The sequence below is a fragment of the Methylomonas koyamae genome (assembly GCF_001644025.1).
GTDB classification, from domain to species: domain Bacteria; phylum Pseudomonadota; class Gammaproteobacteria; order Methylococcales; family Methylomonadaceae; genus Methylomonas; species Methylomonas koyamae_A.
Genome location: NZ_LUUK01000041.1, coordinates 12,023 through 26,266, shown reverse-complemented (window position 1 = coordinate 26,266; position 14,244 = coordinate 12,023). Strand labels below are relative to the sequence as shown.

Annotated in this window: 19 protein-coding genes; all 19 read right to left on the bottom strand. The window is 53.1% G+C overall.

What is annotated here, in order from left to right; translation table 11 throughout:
* Positions 1-335: hypothetical protein (locus tag A1355_RS04095; protein ID WP_197471714.1), on the bottom strand; the 335-nt coding region annotated here is incomplete at its 3' end.
* Complete coding sequence (locus A1355_RS04090) at positions 332-817, bottom strand: hypothetical protein (RefSeq protein ID WP_064025266.1); 486 nt, start codon at positions 815-817, stop codon at positions 332-334. The genes A1355_RS04095 and A1355_RS04090, both read right to left, overlap by 4 nt.
* Before the next feature lie 19 nt (positions 818-836).
* Positions 837-1,412, bottom strand: coding sequence for a hypothetical protein (locus A1355_RS04085; RefSeq protein ID WP_064025264.1), 576 nt, complete (start codon positions 1,410-1,412; stop codon positions 837-839).
* Positions 1,413-1,531: 119 nt separating this feature from the next.
* Positions 1,532-1,972 carry a hypothetical protein gene (locus A1355_RS04080; protein ID WP_064025262.1) on the bottom strand — a complete coding sequence of 147 codons (441 nt, stop codon included), beginning with the start codon at positions 1,970-1,972 and terminating at the stop codon, positions 1,532-1,534.
* Positions 1,973-2,209: 237 nt separating this feature from the next.
* A complete protein-coding gene (locus A1355_RS04075) occupies positions 2,210-2,743 on the bottom strand; it encodes a helix-turn-helix domain-containing protein (protein WP_064025260.1) in 534 nt (177 codons plus the stop codon).
* Between the two features lie 54 nt (positions 2,744-2,797).
* Positions 2,798-3,130, bottom strand: coding sequence for a hypothetical protein (locus A1355_RS04070; protein WP_064025258.1), 333 nt, complete (start codon positions 3,128-3,130; stop codon positions 2,798-2,800).
* Positions 3,131-3,181: 51 nt separating this feature from the next.
* On the bottom strand, positions 3,182-4,177 hold the full coding sequence (locus A1355_RS04065; RefSeq protein ID WP_064025256.1) for a hypothetical protein: 996 nt from the start codon (positions 4,175-4,177) through the stop codon (positions 3,182-3,184).
* A gap of 2 nt (positions 4,178-4,179) precedes the next feature.
* Positions 4,180-4,941 (bottom strand): hypothetical protein, encoded by a 762-nt coding sequence (locus tag A1355_RS04060; RefSeq protein WP_064025254.1) that lies wholly within the window; start codon positions 4,939-4,941, stop codon positions 4,180-4,182.
* Positions 4,942-4,944: 3 nt separating this feature from the next.
* Complete coding sequence (locus tag A1355_RS04055; protein WP_064025252.1) at positions 4,945-6,999, bottom strand: phage tail tip lysozyme; 2,055 nt, start codon at positions 6,997-6,999, stop codon at positions 4,945-4,947.
* Positions 6,999-7,565, bottom strand: a complete 567-nt coding sequence (locus tag A1355_RS04050) for a hypothetical protein (RefSeq protein WP_064025250.1) — start codon at positions 7,563-7,565, stop codon at positions 6,999-7,001. Before A1355_RS04050 ends, A1355_RS04055 begins: the two co-directional genes overlap by 1 nt.
* Positions 7,566-7,574: 9 nt before the next feature.
* On the bottom strand, positions 7,575-8,129 hold the full coding sequence (locus tag A1355_RS04045) for a hypothetical protein (protein ID WP_064025248.1): 555 nt from the start codon (positions 8,127-8,129) through the stop codon (positions 7,575-7,577).
* 82 nt (positions 8,130-8,211) lie between these two features.
* A complete protein-coding gene (locus tag A1355_RS04040) occupies positions 8,212-8,466 on the bottom strand; it encodes a hypothetical protein (RefSeq protein ID WP_157197744.1) in 255 nt (84 codons plus the stop codon).
* A 79-nt stretch (positions 8,467-8,545) separates the two neighbouring features.
* Positions 8,546-9,814: a replicative DNA helicase gene (locus tag A1355_RS04035; protein WP_064025245.1), complete on the bottom strand. Its 1,269-nt coding sequence runs from the start codon at positions 9,812-9,814 to the stop codon at positions 8,546-8,548.
* Complete coding sequence (locus A1355_RS04030) at positions 9,811-10,686, bottom strand: hypothetical protein (protein ID WP_157197743.1); 876 nt, start codon at positions 10,684-10,686, stop codon at positions 9,811-9,813. Before A1355_RS04030 ends, A1355_RS04035 begins: the two co-directional genes overlap by 4 nt.
* Before the next feature lie 52 nt (positions 10,687-10,738).
* A complete protein-coding gene (locus A1355_RS04025; RefSeq protein WP_064025240.1) occupies positions 10,739-10,957 on the bottom strand; it encodes a helix-turn-helix domain-containing protein in 219 nt (72 codons plus the stop codon).
* A 263-nt stretch (positions 10,958-11,220) separates the two neighbouring features.
* Entirely contained in the window at positions 11,221-12,099 is an 879-nt protein-coding gene (locus tag A1355_RS25590) for a HigA family addiction module antitoxin (protein WP_064025238.1), read from the bottom strand.
* 49 nt (positions 12,100-12,148) lie between these two features.
* Positions 12,149-12,463, bottom strand: coding sequence for an addiction module antidote protein (locus A1355_RS04015; RefSeq protein WP_064025236.1), 315 nt, complete (start codon positions 12,461-12,463; stop codon positions 12,149-12,151).
* Positions 12,456-12,740 (bottom strand): type II toxin-antitoxin system RelE/ParE family toxin, encoded by a 285-nt coding sequence (locus tag A1355_RS04010; protein WP_331710109.1) that lies wholly within the window; start codon positions 12,738-12,740, stop codon positions 12,456-12,458. The genes A1355_RS04015 and A1355_RS04010 overlap by 8 nt, the downstream gene beginning before the upstream one ends.
* A gap of 86 nt (positions 12,741-12,826) precedes the next feature.
* A complete protein-coding gene (locus A1355_RS04005; protein WP_064025232.1) occupies positions 12,827-14,137 on the bottom strand; it encodes a tyrosine-type recombinase/integrase in 1,311 nt (436 codons plus the stop codon).
* Between the last annotated feature and the right edge of the window lie 107 nt (positions 14,138-14,244).

The window sequence follows — 14,244 nt, the reverse complement described above, 5'->3', positions numbered from 1 at the left end:
CCGACGTGCTGGTTGATAACCCAGACGGTTTCCGATTGCGGGTAGGGACCGATGAAGCAATCGACGGGATCGCCGTCGGCGCCTTTGGTGCCGGAGAAGTAGCCGTAATGCGCCGCCAGCCTGGAAGACCAGCGCTGACCGGTTTTCGGATCGATACCGGTTCGATAACTGTTTCGCGGCTGCTCGATCGCAACCGGCATGCCGTAGATCGAGACCCGGCCGATCTTGTAATTGCCGGCCAGGCATTGCCGATCGGTCGGCGTTGGCCGCTGGTTGTGGCCGAACGCGCCGTCTTGGGCGGCGTTTTCGATTTTTGCAAAGGCGTCCGCGTTCATGCGGCGTCGTTCTGGTTGGGTGTGGCCGGGGTATCTTGGTCCGGCGTGCTGGATTCGCGCTTGTCGGCGTGCTCAATCTCGATTCTGTTGCGCCATTTGTCAGGCTGGCGGTTTGTCAGCCAGAAAATGCAGGCATCGGTATCGGGCGGCATTTCGCTGGTGACGGTGACCGTTTCGTAAGACGTGACTTCGCCGGCTGGGTTCTTGATTTCCCGCGTGGTGACTTCGGTGCAGGGGTAACCGGTGCCGCGCCGAAACAGGCTGTTAGCGACTTCCGCGTCGGCCAGGATTTTTCCGCGTTTGATCGCGTCGGCAAATTCCGGCCGATGTTTAGTCCAGCTTTTGACAGTGGCCGCCGGGACGTTGAAAAATTCGGCGAGTTGGTCCTCTGTCGCGCCCAACAGGGTGTAATTGTGGGCGAGCTGAACGTATTCCGGCCTGTAGCCTCTCGGGCGTCCGCCTTTTTTGGTGTTTTCGGTCATGGTGGTGAAGTCAAAAGGGTTATTGGAGGGACTGGCGCAGTTCGGCCAGTTCGTTGGCGTTGTGCTTTGCGTCTTGGCGCAGTTGGCAAACTAAGCGATCGAGCTTGGCGCCGCCGGACATGTCGTCGAAGTCGGGGTTCAGTTGGCGAAACCGGTCGAGGGCCTGCTGGATTTCCTGAGTTTTTTCCGCAAAGCGCTGGGTCTGTTTGGCGATCTGGTTAACGGTATCCACCAGGCGGCGGATGTCGGCGATTTCGTTGGCGATCAGGTCGGTCAAAAGGTCCGCAACCTGGTTTTCGCGGGATTGCTTGACGTCGCGTTGCGGATAGTTCGAGAAGCCAAATAGGAAGTCTGCGCTGACCCCGTAATTTAAAACGGCCGGGACGAGAACCTTGGGCTGGATGTAGGCGAGGCTTTCGCACGTTGGCGATTCGATCTTGCTCAGACGGGACGAATTGGCAAATCCGAATAGTGGAGCGGCTTCAATTTGCTCCAGGCCGCACAGTTCGCGGGCCTGGAGCATCCGCGCGCCGAAATTCAGCGACATCGCGTGTTTGAATTCTTCGGGTTTTAAATTGGTATAAGAAATAAGCATTTATGCCTAAAATCGGTGGTTTTTAGGCATTTAATCATGGGTTTTTTGCTAAATTCGCGGCGATTTCCAGGTTTAATCGCGGTTGAATTGTTAGTTCGAGCAGCTAGTGCTGGATGGGATTAATCGCCAGAGACGATCGGGATCGTGATGTATTCCATTGCAAGCATGATCCAGAACGTCAGGCTCAAGGCGTACGGGAGTAGCATAGTGATCAGCACCACCCATCCCCAAAAAAGTCGGTATTTGGGGGGCTGCAAGACGCCTGCGCTGAAGGACGCCTCTTGATAATGGGTGACCAGTTGCGAGATTCGGATTTCCGCCAAACCGAACATGACGGAAAGTGCGATGCCGGCGATAGTGACTAAGAGCTTTTGATGGCACAGATGAACGAAAGCCGACCCGGCTTTCGAGAAGACAAAGCCGACCAACGCTCCGAGAATGGCGGTAAACACTGTGAACATGGCGAACCGCATATTACCGTAATGGCGCGCGGTTTCACTGGCGCCGGTGCCCGCAGTCCCCGTTGGTTCTGATTTTGGATTGCGGCGAAAATCCCTCATCCTTTATTGCAGCCGTGCGGAATATGCCAGGATGCGGCGGGTTTATCGTGTTTGGCGTAGGCGTAGACCGGTATCTGGCAAAGTAATGCAAGGCAAATGCGGCCAAGCAGCATAATTGATGGGGTCGATTTTGTCATTGCTCAGCTCGTTAGGAATGAGTGGGTATTTTGGGGCTGATGCAAGGTCGAACATATCATAGGAGCAGCCGAATTTAATTTAGCTTTAAGTAGGGAAAAATCAAACGGTTGAAGCCTGCTTTTTGCTGATCGGATGAGCTACATTGATTTTTCTTGCCGCAGAAACAGCCCGCAGAAGCCGCGCCCCGGCCGGCATGTCGATGAAGCCCGCGTTCGCCTTTTGGAAAGCCTCGAAGGCCATTACGATTTCGGAGAGCGCCGCTTGCGCGTGGCCGTTGATTTCGTCCGCCTCAGCTTGGCGGGCGACGAGCTCGGCGTAGTGTTTTAGGTGGATGCGCTGCAGGCCGGCCAACAGGTCGCGGCCGGCGTCTTCTTTTTCCCACTCAACGAGCCCCAGTAGCCAGTCTGTCGAGACGGAATACGTCTCGGCGGCGGCTTTGAGGAATTTGATTGGTAGGGGATTAAGCCGACCGCTTTCGGCGTCGATCAGTGCTTGAACCGACGTTCCCAGGAAGGGAGCGGCATGCATTTGCGTTACTTTTAGGGATTCTCGCGCTTCTTTGAGGCGTGCGCCTACCACTTTCAAAATCGCGATTTCAGTTTTGTTGGTGTAAATGATTTTGGGGTTGGTCATTATTGCCGGCGCGGGCTAGTTGGATTGAGGGCGGCGGGCCGCCCATTCATGAGCCTAGTGAGTGACCTCGGGCATTGTTTCTAAATCGGTGGCAATGGGTTCATCGATTTCATCGGCAATCGGCTGAATGTGGAAGTTGTTTACGAGCCATTCGGCGACGGTTTCGAGGTCGGCTAGGTGGTTTTGGATTTGGTTTAGAAGATTTAGGTTGGTTTCCGGGCTGATGACCACGCCGCTTTCGTGTTCAAATTGGCTACGAACGATGTCGTGGAGGGCGTGGATGTCTTCGATTTTACCGATTATCGCGGAGTACAAATCGAGGTTGTTAAATTCCGACGGCTCGCCGCCAGAAGGGAGCAGGCGGTGCGAAAAATTAGGCATTTGCATGGTTTTACCTCGTTGGTTGGTTAAAAAGTGGGTTCGGGGCGGGACTGCGAGTCACTCCATATTGGCGGCGATAAGCGCCATGATCTCTTCCATCGTCTTGCCGGAGTTTGCCAAAGCGGCAGCGGCAGCGGCAGCGCCTTCCTCGGATGTGCGCTTGGGTCGTTTCAGCGGTGGCGCCGTTCTGGCAACCTTCTGAGCAGCTTTTGCCGTTTTGGTGATGACCTCGATTTTTCGGGGGCTTAGCTTTTGTTTTGCTGCTAATTCGGATGCCTCGCGCTGCGTCAGGGTTACCGTTTTTTGCCGGCGCTTGAGTTCCTTGCTGGCGTTGTTGGCGCGATCCGACTCAATCATTACCGCGATTTTTTTCCAGATGAAAATCGAGCTGTTGAGCTCGGTCATGACCCGCAAGACGTGTTTGCAGGCGATGCCGTTCAGTTGGGGGTTTTTGAGCTTTGGGAACCCATGCTCTGGACGGCCTGCATTGGCTTTCATGATCGTCGTGATATAACGAAAAACGAACGTGTGGTGGTCGCAATCGCAATCGAATAGCAAATTACCTTTTGCAATTTCCTTTGCCGCCTGGAGCGGGGTGCCCTTGGCAAGGCCATGATCGTAGTCCGCCAAAACAATGTGAACGCTATGTCGCGTCACTTTTGAGTCGGGGCCGGCATTGGTTAGGAATTTGATGTCGCCGTACTTCATGGTTACCGGCACTGCGAAATGAATTTGCTCCTTGCTCCGGTTTTTGTCTTCCGGCATTGACAGGGTGATGACTTCGTTCGCCGTTACCCCTTTCTCGACTCTGGACTCCAGTCTCGCGATGTTTTTGTTGAACTCGATCAGGTCTTGCTTGGTGATCTTGCGCATCTGGCCGTTGGCCAGCCCGAGCGTGGTTGTGAGAACCTTCGCCGATCGCCAATCCTTGCCGTGAATTTGCTCGGGCCGAAGAATGTTGTTGGCATTGTCGCGGCGATTCTGATCGAACTCGCGGAGTGACTTGAGTTCTTTTTTTTGGCCGGCGATGTCAAACTTGGGCGGCTTCGTCATGGCTACTTAGGCTTATAAATTGACTGCCAGTCTTTGCGGTCGATGGCGGTCAATGTCGCCAACGTGATTTGAATCGACATTTCGACAAAGCGGCCGCTGCTATCGATCGGTGCCGTTAATGGCTGGCTGATGGATTCGATAACCATCGGCGCGAACGTGCGGCCTTTGTAATTGAACGCCAGCAGGGTTGGCGACTTGGACGGAAGAACCGCCTCGATCCAGTCTTTTTCTCTATTTTTTACTGCCTCAGCCGCTCTGGTAAGTAGGGTGCTGTCCTTGGCAAGTTCGATCGGCAGCGCCCATTCCATGAGTTGATCGACAGGGTTTTCAACCTCCGAAACCGGATCGCGCCACGCCCGGAAAAGAAGGGTCATGGGAATCTTGGCCGGTGGCATGCCGTTGAAAACCTGGACAGAATTGAGCTTGGTGATGCCGGTGCGGCCTTCGAATTGCTGTAAGATTTTGAGCGCTTTCGAATTGGAGTCCTGGGATTTATCGAGTCCCAGGGAGTCTAGGAATTCGGTTGCGAGGCCGTTTTGCATCAGGGCGAACAGCGTCGGCGCCTTGGTCTCAGGGCCGGCTTGTTCGAAGGGCGATTGCCAATTGAGCGTTATTTCCAGATTAGCGTCGTCCGTGACCGCCGCCTTAACGACGGTATCGGAATCCTTTTTTTTGTTGCCTTCGCGGTCAACTTCCCAGAACGAGGCGATCAGATGGGGCGACAGCGCGCCCCAGTCCGACGTGAGCGTTTGAGTTTCATTCATTTTTTATTTCCCTCCAATGCCGCCGCTCGCAATGTGAGCGATGCGGCGATCCGATAAGTTTTGCCCTACATCCTGCGATGGCAGGTTGACGGTGAAGGCCGGCGCGGCCGGCGATCCAAGCGGCTCGATGACTTTTGGCGCTTCGGCGATAGCCGGTATCGTCGGAATTTTAGGCATAGCCATCGATATGGGCGGAGCTACATCAATGGTGGCAAACTTTCTTGCGTCGGAGATTCGCTCAGGCTGAACGCCGCCGCGCTTGCCAAGGGCTGATATTTCGTAGGTTTGCTCGACCGCAGCCGTTTTGGCGTCAACGCCGGACGCCGACTTGATGGCCTGGCCGGCTCGACGGTGGGAGTTTTTGAGCTCCCAGTCGATGAAGGCGACCTGCTCTTCAAAGGTTGAGTCGCTTAGGTTTTTGCCGAACAGTTGTTTGAACTGGTTTTGCCGTGGCTTGTGCCACTGGGCGATGCCGGTAGCTGTGCCATTGTCGCCAGATGCTTGCGTATCGAAACCACTTTCTCGACTGATGTTGGCCGCAATTGCGGCCGAATCTTCTTTTGACCAGCCTTTTTGCATCAATAGCTGCATGGCCCGTTCGGGCGTTCCAACTTCTGATTTTGCACTGGATGCGTGCTCTATGGCCCGACCTATTGTTGTGTTTTTTGAAGCCCAATCGACGCCCTGCATGGTTTTGTCGACCAATGATGCCGCCGCCTTCTTGGCAAAATCCCAAGCGTCACCGGCGTTAGACTTGGTGCGGTCCAGCCACGCGGAGCCTTGTTGTTTTAGGTCGATGCCGGTATTGGCTTTGATGTAGTTATTGAGGCCATCAAGTTGCTCGCCGACGACATTCGCCACCAAGCCGCCAATGTCTTTGATCTTGGCCCATGACTCGTTAAACGTGGTGGACATGGACGCAACCGCTCTATCCCAGGAGCCCGCGATCTTGCCGGGAATATCCGCTTCGCGGAGGTCCGATACCCACCCTCCGAACTTATCGCCAATGATCTGGCCGGCTTGGTCGCCGAGGAACCCGCCAACTATGCCACCAACGATTGTCCCGACAGGGCCGAGCATCGATCCAGCCAGGGCGCCGGCACCAACGCCGCCGAGGCTGCCAACCCAGCCGCCGACGGACGTTCCGGCGGCTTTGTCTTTTTCTCGGCGAGAAAGGCTACTGTCGCTCTCGCTACCGAAAATGTCGAATGCCGCGCCGCCGGCCGCCAGCAAGGCGCCCAATACCGGGACACGCTTGAGTAGGCCGTACGCGCCGCGCCCGCCTTTGGCGAGCATTCCAAGGAAGCCGCCGCCGATAGCGGTTTTGCCCAAGGTGCTGAGCATTGATCCGACAAACGGGAGCTTGTTTAACCACGACGAACCATTACTCTGCGTGCTGACGGATACGGGCTTTCTTTCGATCTTTTCAAGGGTTTCTTTTGTGGCGCGGTTATAAACCGATTCCTCTTTCTGAAAAACCGCCAGCTTAGCGAAAATCTTTTTCAGCAACGACGTTTGCTTGTCGCCGCGAAAGAATTCGAATCCTCGGCGTAGCGGCTCGGCCACTTCGCGCGCCGCCTTCACGGCCGGGTCGGCGTCGTCGATGCCAGACGCGGCGGCAGTTAGGCGGGATAACCGGTCACTGATCGACGCAATGGCCGAAGCCGTTGCCGATCGGTTACTGGCCGATCCACCACCCGAGGCAAATCTGCCTGCCGAGTCGCGGCCCGGCACAGCAACGGGTTGGCTTGATGACCTCTTGATCCGTTCGGCAATCGCTGCCTTCCCGGCCGCTTCCGCGATGGCGGCGGCGCTCGTTCTGGTGGCGCTTGGTTCGGCCACGACCACCTTGGCTGGCGATGCGCTGACGAATCGGCCGGCCGAATCTCGGGCGGGACTGGCCGACGGCGCCGGCCGGCGGTGTTCGCGCCAGCGGCCGGCTATTGCTTGGCGAATCGCCGAAACATCATCGCGGATGCGAGAAACGTCGGTCGGCATGCGCCCCAGATCAACCGGCTCGCCGACGAGAAATCCTTGGCTGTCGCTTTGTAATGACATTACGGATACGCCACGGCTGTTTCAGCGAGCAGGTCAACATCGAACGTGCCGGAATTAGGATAAGGACCGGATTTTAGGAAGGCGTCCAGTTTGTTCGCTTCCGTTTGGCCCGCTGAGATTGTTGCTTGATCGGCGGTGTGCGTTGGCGCCGGGTACAGAGTTGCAAATTCGGCATCGGTTAGCGACCGCTCTGGCTTCGTGAGCTGGCGGGTGTATGCCTGGGTTTTTAGGCCTTTTTGAACATTTAACATGTCGATGTCATTTTGCAGCCGCGCTGATACAGCTGTGTTGGTTCCACCACCGGCGTTCAGCGACGCGATTTGTGCCTGCTTGGTCGCGATTTCGGCGTCTTCGGCGGCGAATTCAACCGATCCGGGTGGATTTGGAAACAGGGCCAGGAACTCGGCTGGCCGCATGTTTTCGCGCAAAGCCGCTTGCCGGTGGCGGTCGTGTTCGGCGTTGCGCTGCTCGATGGCCAGGCTGGCGGCGCGAAAGGTTTGCCCGAGTGCGGTCATTCGGGTTTTGGCGGCCAAGAGGGTGGCGCCGCTTACTTGTTGAAGGTTCACGCTTCCCCCTTAAGCCGCTTCTGCGGGCTGGTCGGCGGCGACTTTGATGGTGGTGCCGATCAAAAGATCGGTATCGAAACGGGGCGCGTCACCAAGGAAGGTTTCAATCTTGATCTTTTCCGCGCCGAGGTCGGCGATTTTCTGCTGGAAGGCCTCGATCGCCGGCGTGGGATCATCCAGAATTTCATCGATTTCGACCTGGTTGAAGCCCTGCTTCTTAAGCTCAGTCGTTTTTTCGAGGTGGGCCTGCTCGGCGTGGCGCTTGTGCGCTTGCGCCTCTTGGATTTCGGAGTCGATCCGGAACATCCTGGTAGATGCGAGATTGATTAAATTTTGGTCCCGGTTGAGGTATTGGCTGTTTGCTTGATCGATTATCGCTTGCGCCGAAGAGTCGATTTTTCCGATGATTTCGGCGGCGTCTGCGACGGTTTTGGCGTCTTTATCGCTGAGGCCCAGGGCAGCGCCGTCGATTTTCGCCAGCGCCTCTGCGGCCGGGCCGACTGCATTTTTCAGCGTTTGCGCTTTAAAAAATTCGGCTTTTGCAATTTTAATGTTTGGTGACATTTTCGCTCCTTATTGGCGGAAATTTAAAGATAGGGTGTAGGTTACAGACCGGTTTTCGCCGATTTGACCGCTTTTTCCGGTTTTATTTGGCGCTTTCGGCTTCGGCCGATGCGGGCAACAAATCGGCCATTTTCCCGGCTGTGGTGTAATCGATCAGAAGCTGCAGCAGCCACAAGAATTGGCTTTTTTCGCTTTCGTCCGCGAATTTGATGTCGCCGGCATCGATCGCGGTGATGTAGTGGGCGGAAATTACCGCAAAGGCGTTCCGCAGGTATTGCGGATCGGTCGCGTCCTCTTCGCTGCCGCCTTCGATTTTGCGCCGGATCAGCTCAAGCATCGTAGGCGACTGCTCGGCGGCGAGCGTTTGAAGTTGTGGTAAAAACATATCGGTAAGCACTGTTGTTCTCGCGGTTGGATTAAGCGGCGTCGGCGTATTGGTTCGAAAGATTGGTCCATTGCATAGTCGGCTTGTTGAAGTAGCATGGGATAATCAATTTGCTTTCGCCATGCCGGTTTTTTTCGACGATTATTTCTGATGGGTTCAGCGGGTTTTCATTGTCTCGATACAGCATCAAAATTTGATCGGCTTCTTGCTCAATAATCCCCGAATCCCGAAGGTCGGACATTATTGGCCGGCGATTGGCCGCATCACGATTTAACTGCGCTAGAACCATTACCGGGATATTTAGCGATCTGGCCACGTTCTTCATGCCGGTAACGACTTCGCCAACATCCAAGTTCTGGTTTCCGATCGACTTAACCGGCCTGATGCGAGTCAGATAATCGACAACGATAAAATCAACGCCACCGTCGACCATCCACGCCTTGCTTCTCAGCATCACGTCTGAAACATTGACCACCGGCTTGTCGTAAATACGGATGCTCATGTTCACTAGCCGATTTGTCATTGCCGTGATTCTTGTCCATTCGGAATCGTCTAAATCCGCATCGCGCAGCTTGTTTCCAGCAATGCCGGCTTCAAGACTGGTAATCCTTAACATGACTTGATCGACCGACATTTCGCTTGAGATCATGGCGACCCGTTTCCCTTGTTTTGCCAGGTTCATCATCACCGACACGCCAAAGCTGGTTTTCCCAACTCCGGGCCTTGCGCCAACAATCACCATGTCGCTGGGGTGCAATCCACCCAAAACCTTGTCGAGGTCGCTTATTCCGGTTTTCAGCCCCATGCCGCCAGCGTCTTTCGACTCAAGCATCAAGTCCAACCTGTCAAGGAATTTGCCAAGCGCCTTCTTGATCCCGTGATTATGGGATTTTGCCTCTGCCGTCGCTGCCGCCATCGTTGACTGCATAAGCTGGCTAATAATCGCGTCAACTTCGCCGCCGTTACGCAATTCAGCAAGTGAGGCGGTGAGCACGGCCCCCATTTGCTCCGCGCGCCAAATGTCGCGCAATCCGTCCAGGTAGCGCTGCAAGTTCGCCAATGCCCCGCTGGACTCCTGGCGAATGGCGTTCAGTGTCGCCAACAAATCGCGCCGATTCATGTGCTCAGCAATTGATAAAATATCGACTTCATCGCCTTTCGCGGAAATTTCCTTACAGGCAATAATTACGCTTCGCCATTCGTGGAAATAGCGCTCATCGATTTCATGCTTGGTCATTGCCTCGGGATTGCGAAGCAAAATTCCCACGATGGTTTCTTCGTATTTTTTTTGCTTTGTCATGCTGGAGCTCCCACGACTTTGTAGCCAGATGGTGGAGTATTGTTTGCCGCCGGCGATGGTGATTTTGCTTTCAAGTTGAAATGCCAGTCAGCCTTAAATCCTCGCCAGCCGTTCTCGATGCTTTCTCTGACGGCGTCGGCGGTGGTAATTCCGGCCGCCTCTGCTTCCCTTTTGTAACCTTCCATCGCGGTTCGAGTGATAGGCGCTTCTTTTCCGTCCTTTCCGCATTTTTTTCGATGTATTTGGAAGTCATTGGCAAGATTCTCATCGATGCCAAACTCAGAAAGCAAAATGCATATTTCTGTTTTTTTCGGTTCTCTCGGTAAAAAAGATTTATCTTTTTTCTTATCTGCTTCTGGTTCTGCTTCTGGTGGGCGTAACGTTACGGGTTCGTTACGCTCGTTACGCTTTTTATTCCTGTATCGCTTCATTCTTTCAGGTGCTGTAGGGTCTTTCAAGTCGCTGATATATTGGCGTTTTTCCCATCCTAAAATTTTCCCATCATCCGCTAGCAGTCTGCGTTTTATTAGAGCCGATCTTGTTTCTTGCCATTCGTCGTTTGAAATTCGCAAAGCCAAGCTAATTTCGTCGTCCGGAGTATTTTCGTAATCGCCGTTACAGTGCAAACAGAGTAACGCAACGTAACGCCACCGTAACGCTTCTGGTAACGCAATAACCTTGGTGTTGCTTAGAATTTCACCGTACAAACGAAACCACTGGTTAGACATATTTAACCTTTTTAGCGCGTCTTTTGGGGCCGTACCAATGTCGTACAGATCGCCGACCGAAACGCGGCCAGGTTGGCCGCGAGCTTCCCGTAGGCCGCGCACTGCGCGCAGTAGTGGCGCTCGCCGCGTATCAACGGCGTCCAACAGCAACGGCAGTATTTATTTATATAACTCGTAGCAAGGCAACTCATACTGCTCACCCCACTACATTTTCGCCGGCTGCGACGCGCTGCAAAACGCTAACGGGCCACGCCAGCCGTCCGTTAATCCTAATCGGGCGGATCGGCCCGGATTCCAACATGGCCCATTTCCGCAACGTCTGGGGTTTTCTATTTAAATAATAAGCCGCTTGGTCGGTGGTCACGTTCGGCAAACCCAAATCACCCAGCGGTGGATATACATTATTTTTTTTCATTTTTTTTTGCTCCGTGTTGATTGTTGGGCATAGTCAATCATGCGAATTCGTACACATCTTTTTCGTTTTCCGGTTTTGAATCTCAAAAAATATAAGTCAATGTTTTTTAATGATTTTATTGTCGCGCATTGATGTAAAAACGTGACGTATAACGTCACAAAAATAGCGATCCGATCGCCTTGACTCCCGGAGTTTCAAAAATTTAGGGCATAAAAAAACCGCCAGCCCCTGCGGGATGGCGGTTCGTTTAGATGCTCTAATTTTTAAATTATTTTATACCTACCTAAAATTGCTTTATAAGCATCAGCACTATCCACCGCTCTATTCAAAGCAATTAAAACAGAGGATGCACCCTGTAAATCTTTAAATGTTTTATTTCTCTTATAGAACCGATCGAAAACTATAGCCAATTCTCTAACTTCGCCAGAAAGCCCGAGAAATTTTTTCGAAATATTATCAATTTTTGATTGTACCTTTCTGTAGGCATCGTTATTAATGGCTGCAACGCGATTTGCGACCTCCTTTATAGCCTGCAACTCACTCCGATCAATTACGTCCGGGCTTCTTAGTTCTAATTCATCTTTTATTCCCAGTATATGCTCAATACTCACATCATAAAATTCAGAAGCCGAGATCAAGAATGAAATTGAAATTTTTGGGTCCATACTTTTTTCAAGATTCCTCAAAAACCTCGAAGAAACTCCTAATAAATTAGCAACCTCTTTTCTACTCATTTTAGCCGAATCAGTTCTTAACTTCATCAGTCTATTTCCTATTACCCTCAATACTTTGGCATCCTTCCTTTCCATCCTCATATCTTCATTATAATCAGAATGAAATCCGACAAAATCTCCATCAAGGCCCTCAATATCAAAATCCTTTCCTTTTAAAATTTGAATATCAAACCGTGCTTGCATATTTAACCAATCCTCAGCAGTGGCGCCGGTGACATTAAAAAGCCAAAGCCCCAGGCGAATCGCCATTTCTGGGCTAACTGAGGCGCGACAGTTCAATAACCGCGATAATGTTTCCCTTGCAACACCTAATTTCAAGGCAGCATCATTTATACTAATATCAAACTTTGGCAAAATATCGTCTTTCAAATATTTGCCTGGATGCATCGGTGCAACATTATCTTTCATAATCTATTTCACCAATTTTAAACCGTACGCCTGCTCAGCTCCCGCGATTTTATGCCGTAACATTCCGATGTACAGAAAGCTTTAAACCTGCAGCGTTAGTTACCGCCAATAGGGTTTTCATGGTTGGGTTGCCTTTGGGCGACAATGCGCGGTACAGGCTTTCGCGTTTAATGCCGGCGCGCTCCGCTACTGCAGCCATGCCTTGCGCCTCTGCAATGTGTCGTAAGGCTGCAAGCAAAGCTTCTCGCCCGCCGGGCTGGTCTACTTCTTCCAAGGCGGCTGCTAAGTATTCGTCGGCAAAGGTTGGGTCTTCCCTTAATAGTTCGATAACCGTTTGGTCGTGTGGTCTTGATGCTTCATTCATACCGCGTTCTCCGCTTCCAGTCATGCCAATAGTCAACGGCCTTGGCAATGTCGGCCTGTTGTTTTCGCTTGTCGCCACCGATCAGCAGCAATAGCAATTTGTCGCCGGCTTGGCCGTAATAGACGCGGTAGCCAGGGCCGTAATCGATGCGCAACTCCCAGACTCCATCCTGCACGGGCTTGCAGTCGCCAAGATTACCGGTGGCCATGCGCTGTAGACGCGTTAAAACCCTGGCTTTGGCTTGCCGATCCGCCAAAGTGGATAGCCATTCCTTCAATGGTAATCGTCCGTCCGCTGTCCGGTAATCTTCGATTCGGTACATTGTTGTGAATTATAAGTTACAGGCTGATAACTGCAAGCCGGTTATTTGACTACTCGCAAACCTTGCAACCCCTCTGAATGCTCAAATTCAATGCCGGCCTGTTCCAATATCCAGGCCTCATACTTGCCGTGCCAGATAGCCAGCAGCTCCAGCGGGCGGGTTTTATAGTGCTTTTCGGCGGTGGCGTTGGGTTTGTGCCCCATGATTTGCGCGACGACGCCAACCGGCATTTCAACCCATTCGGCCAAGCTGGCAAAGGTGCGGCGCAGGCCGTGCAGGGTCACGTGTTCCAGACCAGCGGTATCGAGGGCGCGATTGTGGGCAATCCTGGGCTCGGCTAGCTTGCCGTCGGCGGCGGTCGGGCTGCTGAATACCCATTCGTTCCGGCGCGGCAGTGCCGCAACCAGAGATGCCAGATAAGGGGGCAAGGGGATCATCCGACCTTCGTCGTCCACCTTGTCCTTAAGCCACATCGCGCCCAGCTTGAAATCGATGTCCGACCATTTCAATTCGGCCAACTCTTCGCGCCGTGCGCCAGTCAGCAACAGCCCTTGCAGGTAGGCGGCAATAACCGGATTACTCAATGCGCGGACTGACTCAAACCAGTCTTTCAAATGCGCGCGTTGTAGCACGTCGGATTTTTTTGTGCCGGCCTTGGGTACGACCGCCCGCACTTCCTTGGTGATGGACTGCGGGTCGATGATGGATTGATAGGCTCTCTGCTCCGCGCACCAGTTCCAGAAACTCCGGAACAATACAAAGCCGTGGCGGGCCGCAGTAGCGCGGGTTTCAGCTTCCTGGGTTTGCCATTGCTCCAGCACCTCGGCGGCAATGTCGATCATGCGCATTTGCAACAACGGATAAAGCACGCCCTGTACGGTGACGCCGCCACCGCGTTTTTTGGGCTGTCCACCAGGCGCCGAAACTTTGGCATGGTCGATAATATGGTGATGACTCCAGCGCGGCGACTTCTTCGCTACGTACTCATCCCATGCCTGTTGAACCAAAATGCTGTTGCGAATCGCCTCGGTCTTTGCTTGTTCCTTGGCGACTTCGGCCTTGGCGATTTTTTCGGCCTTTGCTTGGCGTGGGTCGGTGCCGGCATCAATCAGTGTTTGCAGGCGGCGGGCTTCCGATTGCGCCTCCGCAAGATTCCAGGATTTAACATCACCGATTGTCATCCTCAAAGTTTTTCCGCTGAAGCGGCCCTCAAAAATGTAAGCCTTTCCACCTGCTGCGGTGATGCGAAGAGCCAGACCGGGAGTTGATGCGTCCCAAAGAAAGGTTTGGGCCTTGCCGGGTTCCGGTTGGGCTTTATCGATTTTTGCTCCGGTTAGCTTGGTTGTTGCCATACAGTGTCTACCTCATCACTTAGTCCTACATAAAAATTCATGTAGGCAATTTGTAGGCAGATTATAGGTATTTAAGTGAGCATAGATCAACAGTCAGGAATACTGAA

Excerpts from the sequence above, each read along its gene's own strand:
- A1355_RS04090 (WP_064025266.1), bottom strand. The coding sequence starts at position 817 with ATGACCGAAAACACCAAAAAAGGCGGACGCCCGAGAGGCTACAGGCCG.
- A1355_RS04085 (WP_064025264.1), bottom strand. The coding sequence starts at position 1,412 with ATGCTTATTTCTTATACCAATTTAAAACCCGAAGAATTCAAACACGCG.
- A1355_RS04080 (WP_064025262.1), bottom strand. The coding sequence starts at position 1,972 with ATGAGGGATTTTCGCCGCAATCCAAAATCAGAACCAACGGGGACTGCG.
- A1355_RS04075 (WP_064025260.1), bottom strand. The coding sequence starts at position 2,743 with ATGACCAACCCCAAAATCATTTACACCAACAAAACTGAAATCGCGATT.
- A1355_RS04070 (WP_064025258.1), bottom strand. The coding sequence starts at position 3,130 with ATGCAAATGCCTAATTTTTCGCACCGCCTGCTCCCTTCTGGCGGCGAG.
- A1355_RS04065 (WP_064025256.1), bottom strand. The coding sequence starts at position 4,177 with ATGACGAAGCCGCCCAAGTTTGACATCGCCGGCCAAAAAAAAGAACTC.
- A1355_RS04060 (WP_064025254.1), bottom strand. The coding sequence starts at position 4,941 with ATGAATGAAACTCAAACGCTCACGTCGGACTGGGGCGCGCTGTCGCCC.
- A1355_RS04055 (WP_064025252.1), bottom strand. The coding sequence starts at position 6,999 with ATGTCATTACAAAGCGACAGCCAAGGATTTCTCGTCGGCGAGCCGGTT.
- A1355_RS04045 (WP_064025248.1), bottom strand. The coding sequence starts at position 8,129 with ATGTCACCAAACATTAAAATTGCAAAAGCCGAATTTTTTAAAGCGCAA.
- A1355_RS04040 (WP_157197744.1), bottom strand. The coding sequence starts at position 8,466 with ATGCTTGAGCTGATCCGGCGCAAAATCGAAGGCGGCAGCGAAGAGGAC.
- A1355_RS04035 (WP_064025245.1), bottom strand. The coding sequence starts at position 9,814 with ATGACAAAGCAAAAAAAATACGAAGAAACCATCGTGGGAATTTTGCTT.
- A1355_RS04025 (WP_064025240.1), bottom strand. The coding sequence starts at position 10,957 with ATGAAAAAAAATAATGTATATCCACCGCTGGGTGATTTGGGTTTGCCG.
- A1355_RS25590 (WP_064025238.1), bottom strand. The coding sequence starts at position 12,099 with ATGAAAGATAATGTTGCACCGATGCATCCAGGCAAATATTTGAAAGAC.
- A1355_RS04015 (WP_064025236.1), bottom strand. The coding sequence starts at position 12,463 with ATGAATGAAGCATCAAGACCACACGACCAAACGGTTATCGAACTATTA.
- A1355_RS04005 (WP_064025232.1), bottom strand. The coding sequence starts at position 14,137 with ATGGCAACAACCAAGCTAACCGGAGCAAAAATCGATAAAGCCCAACCG.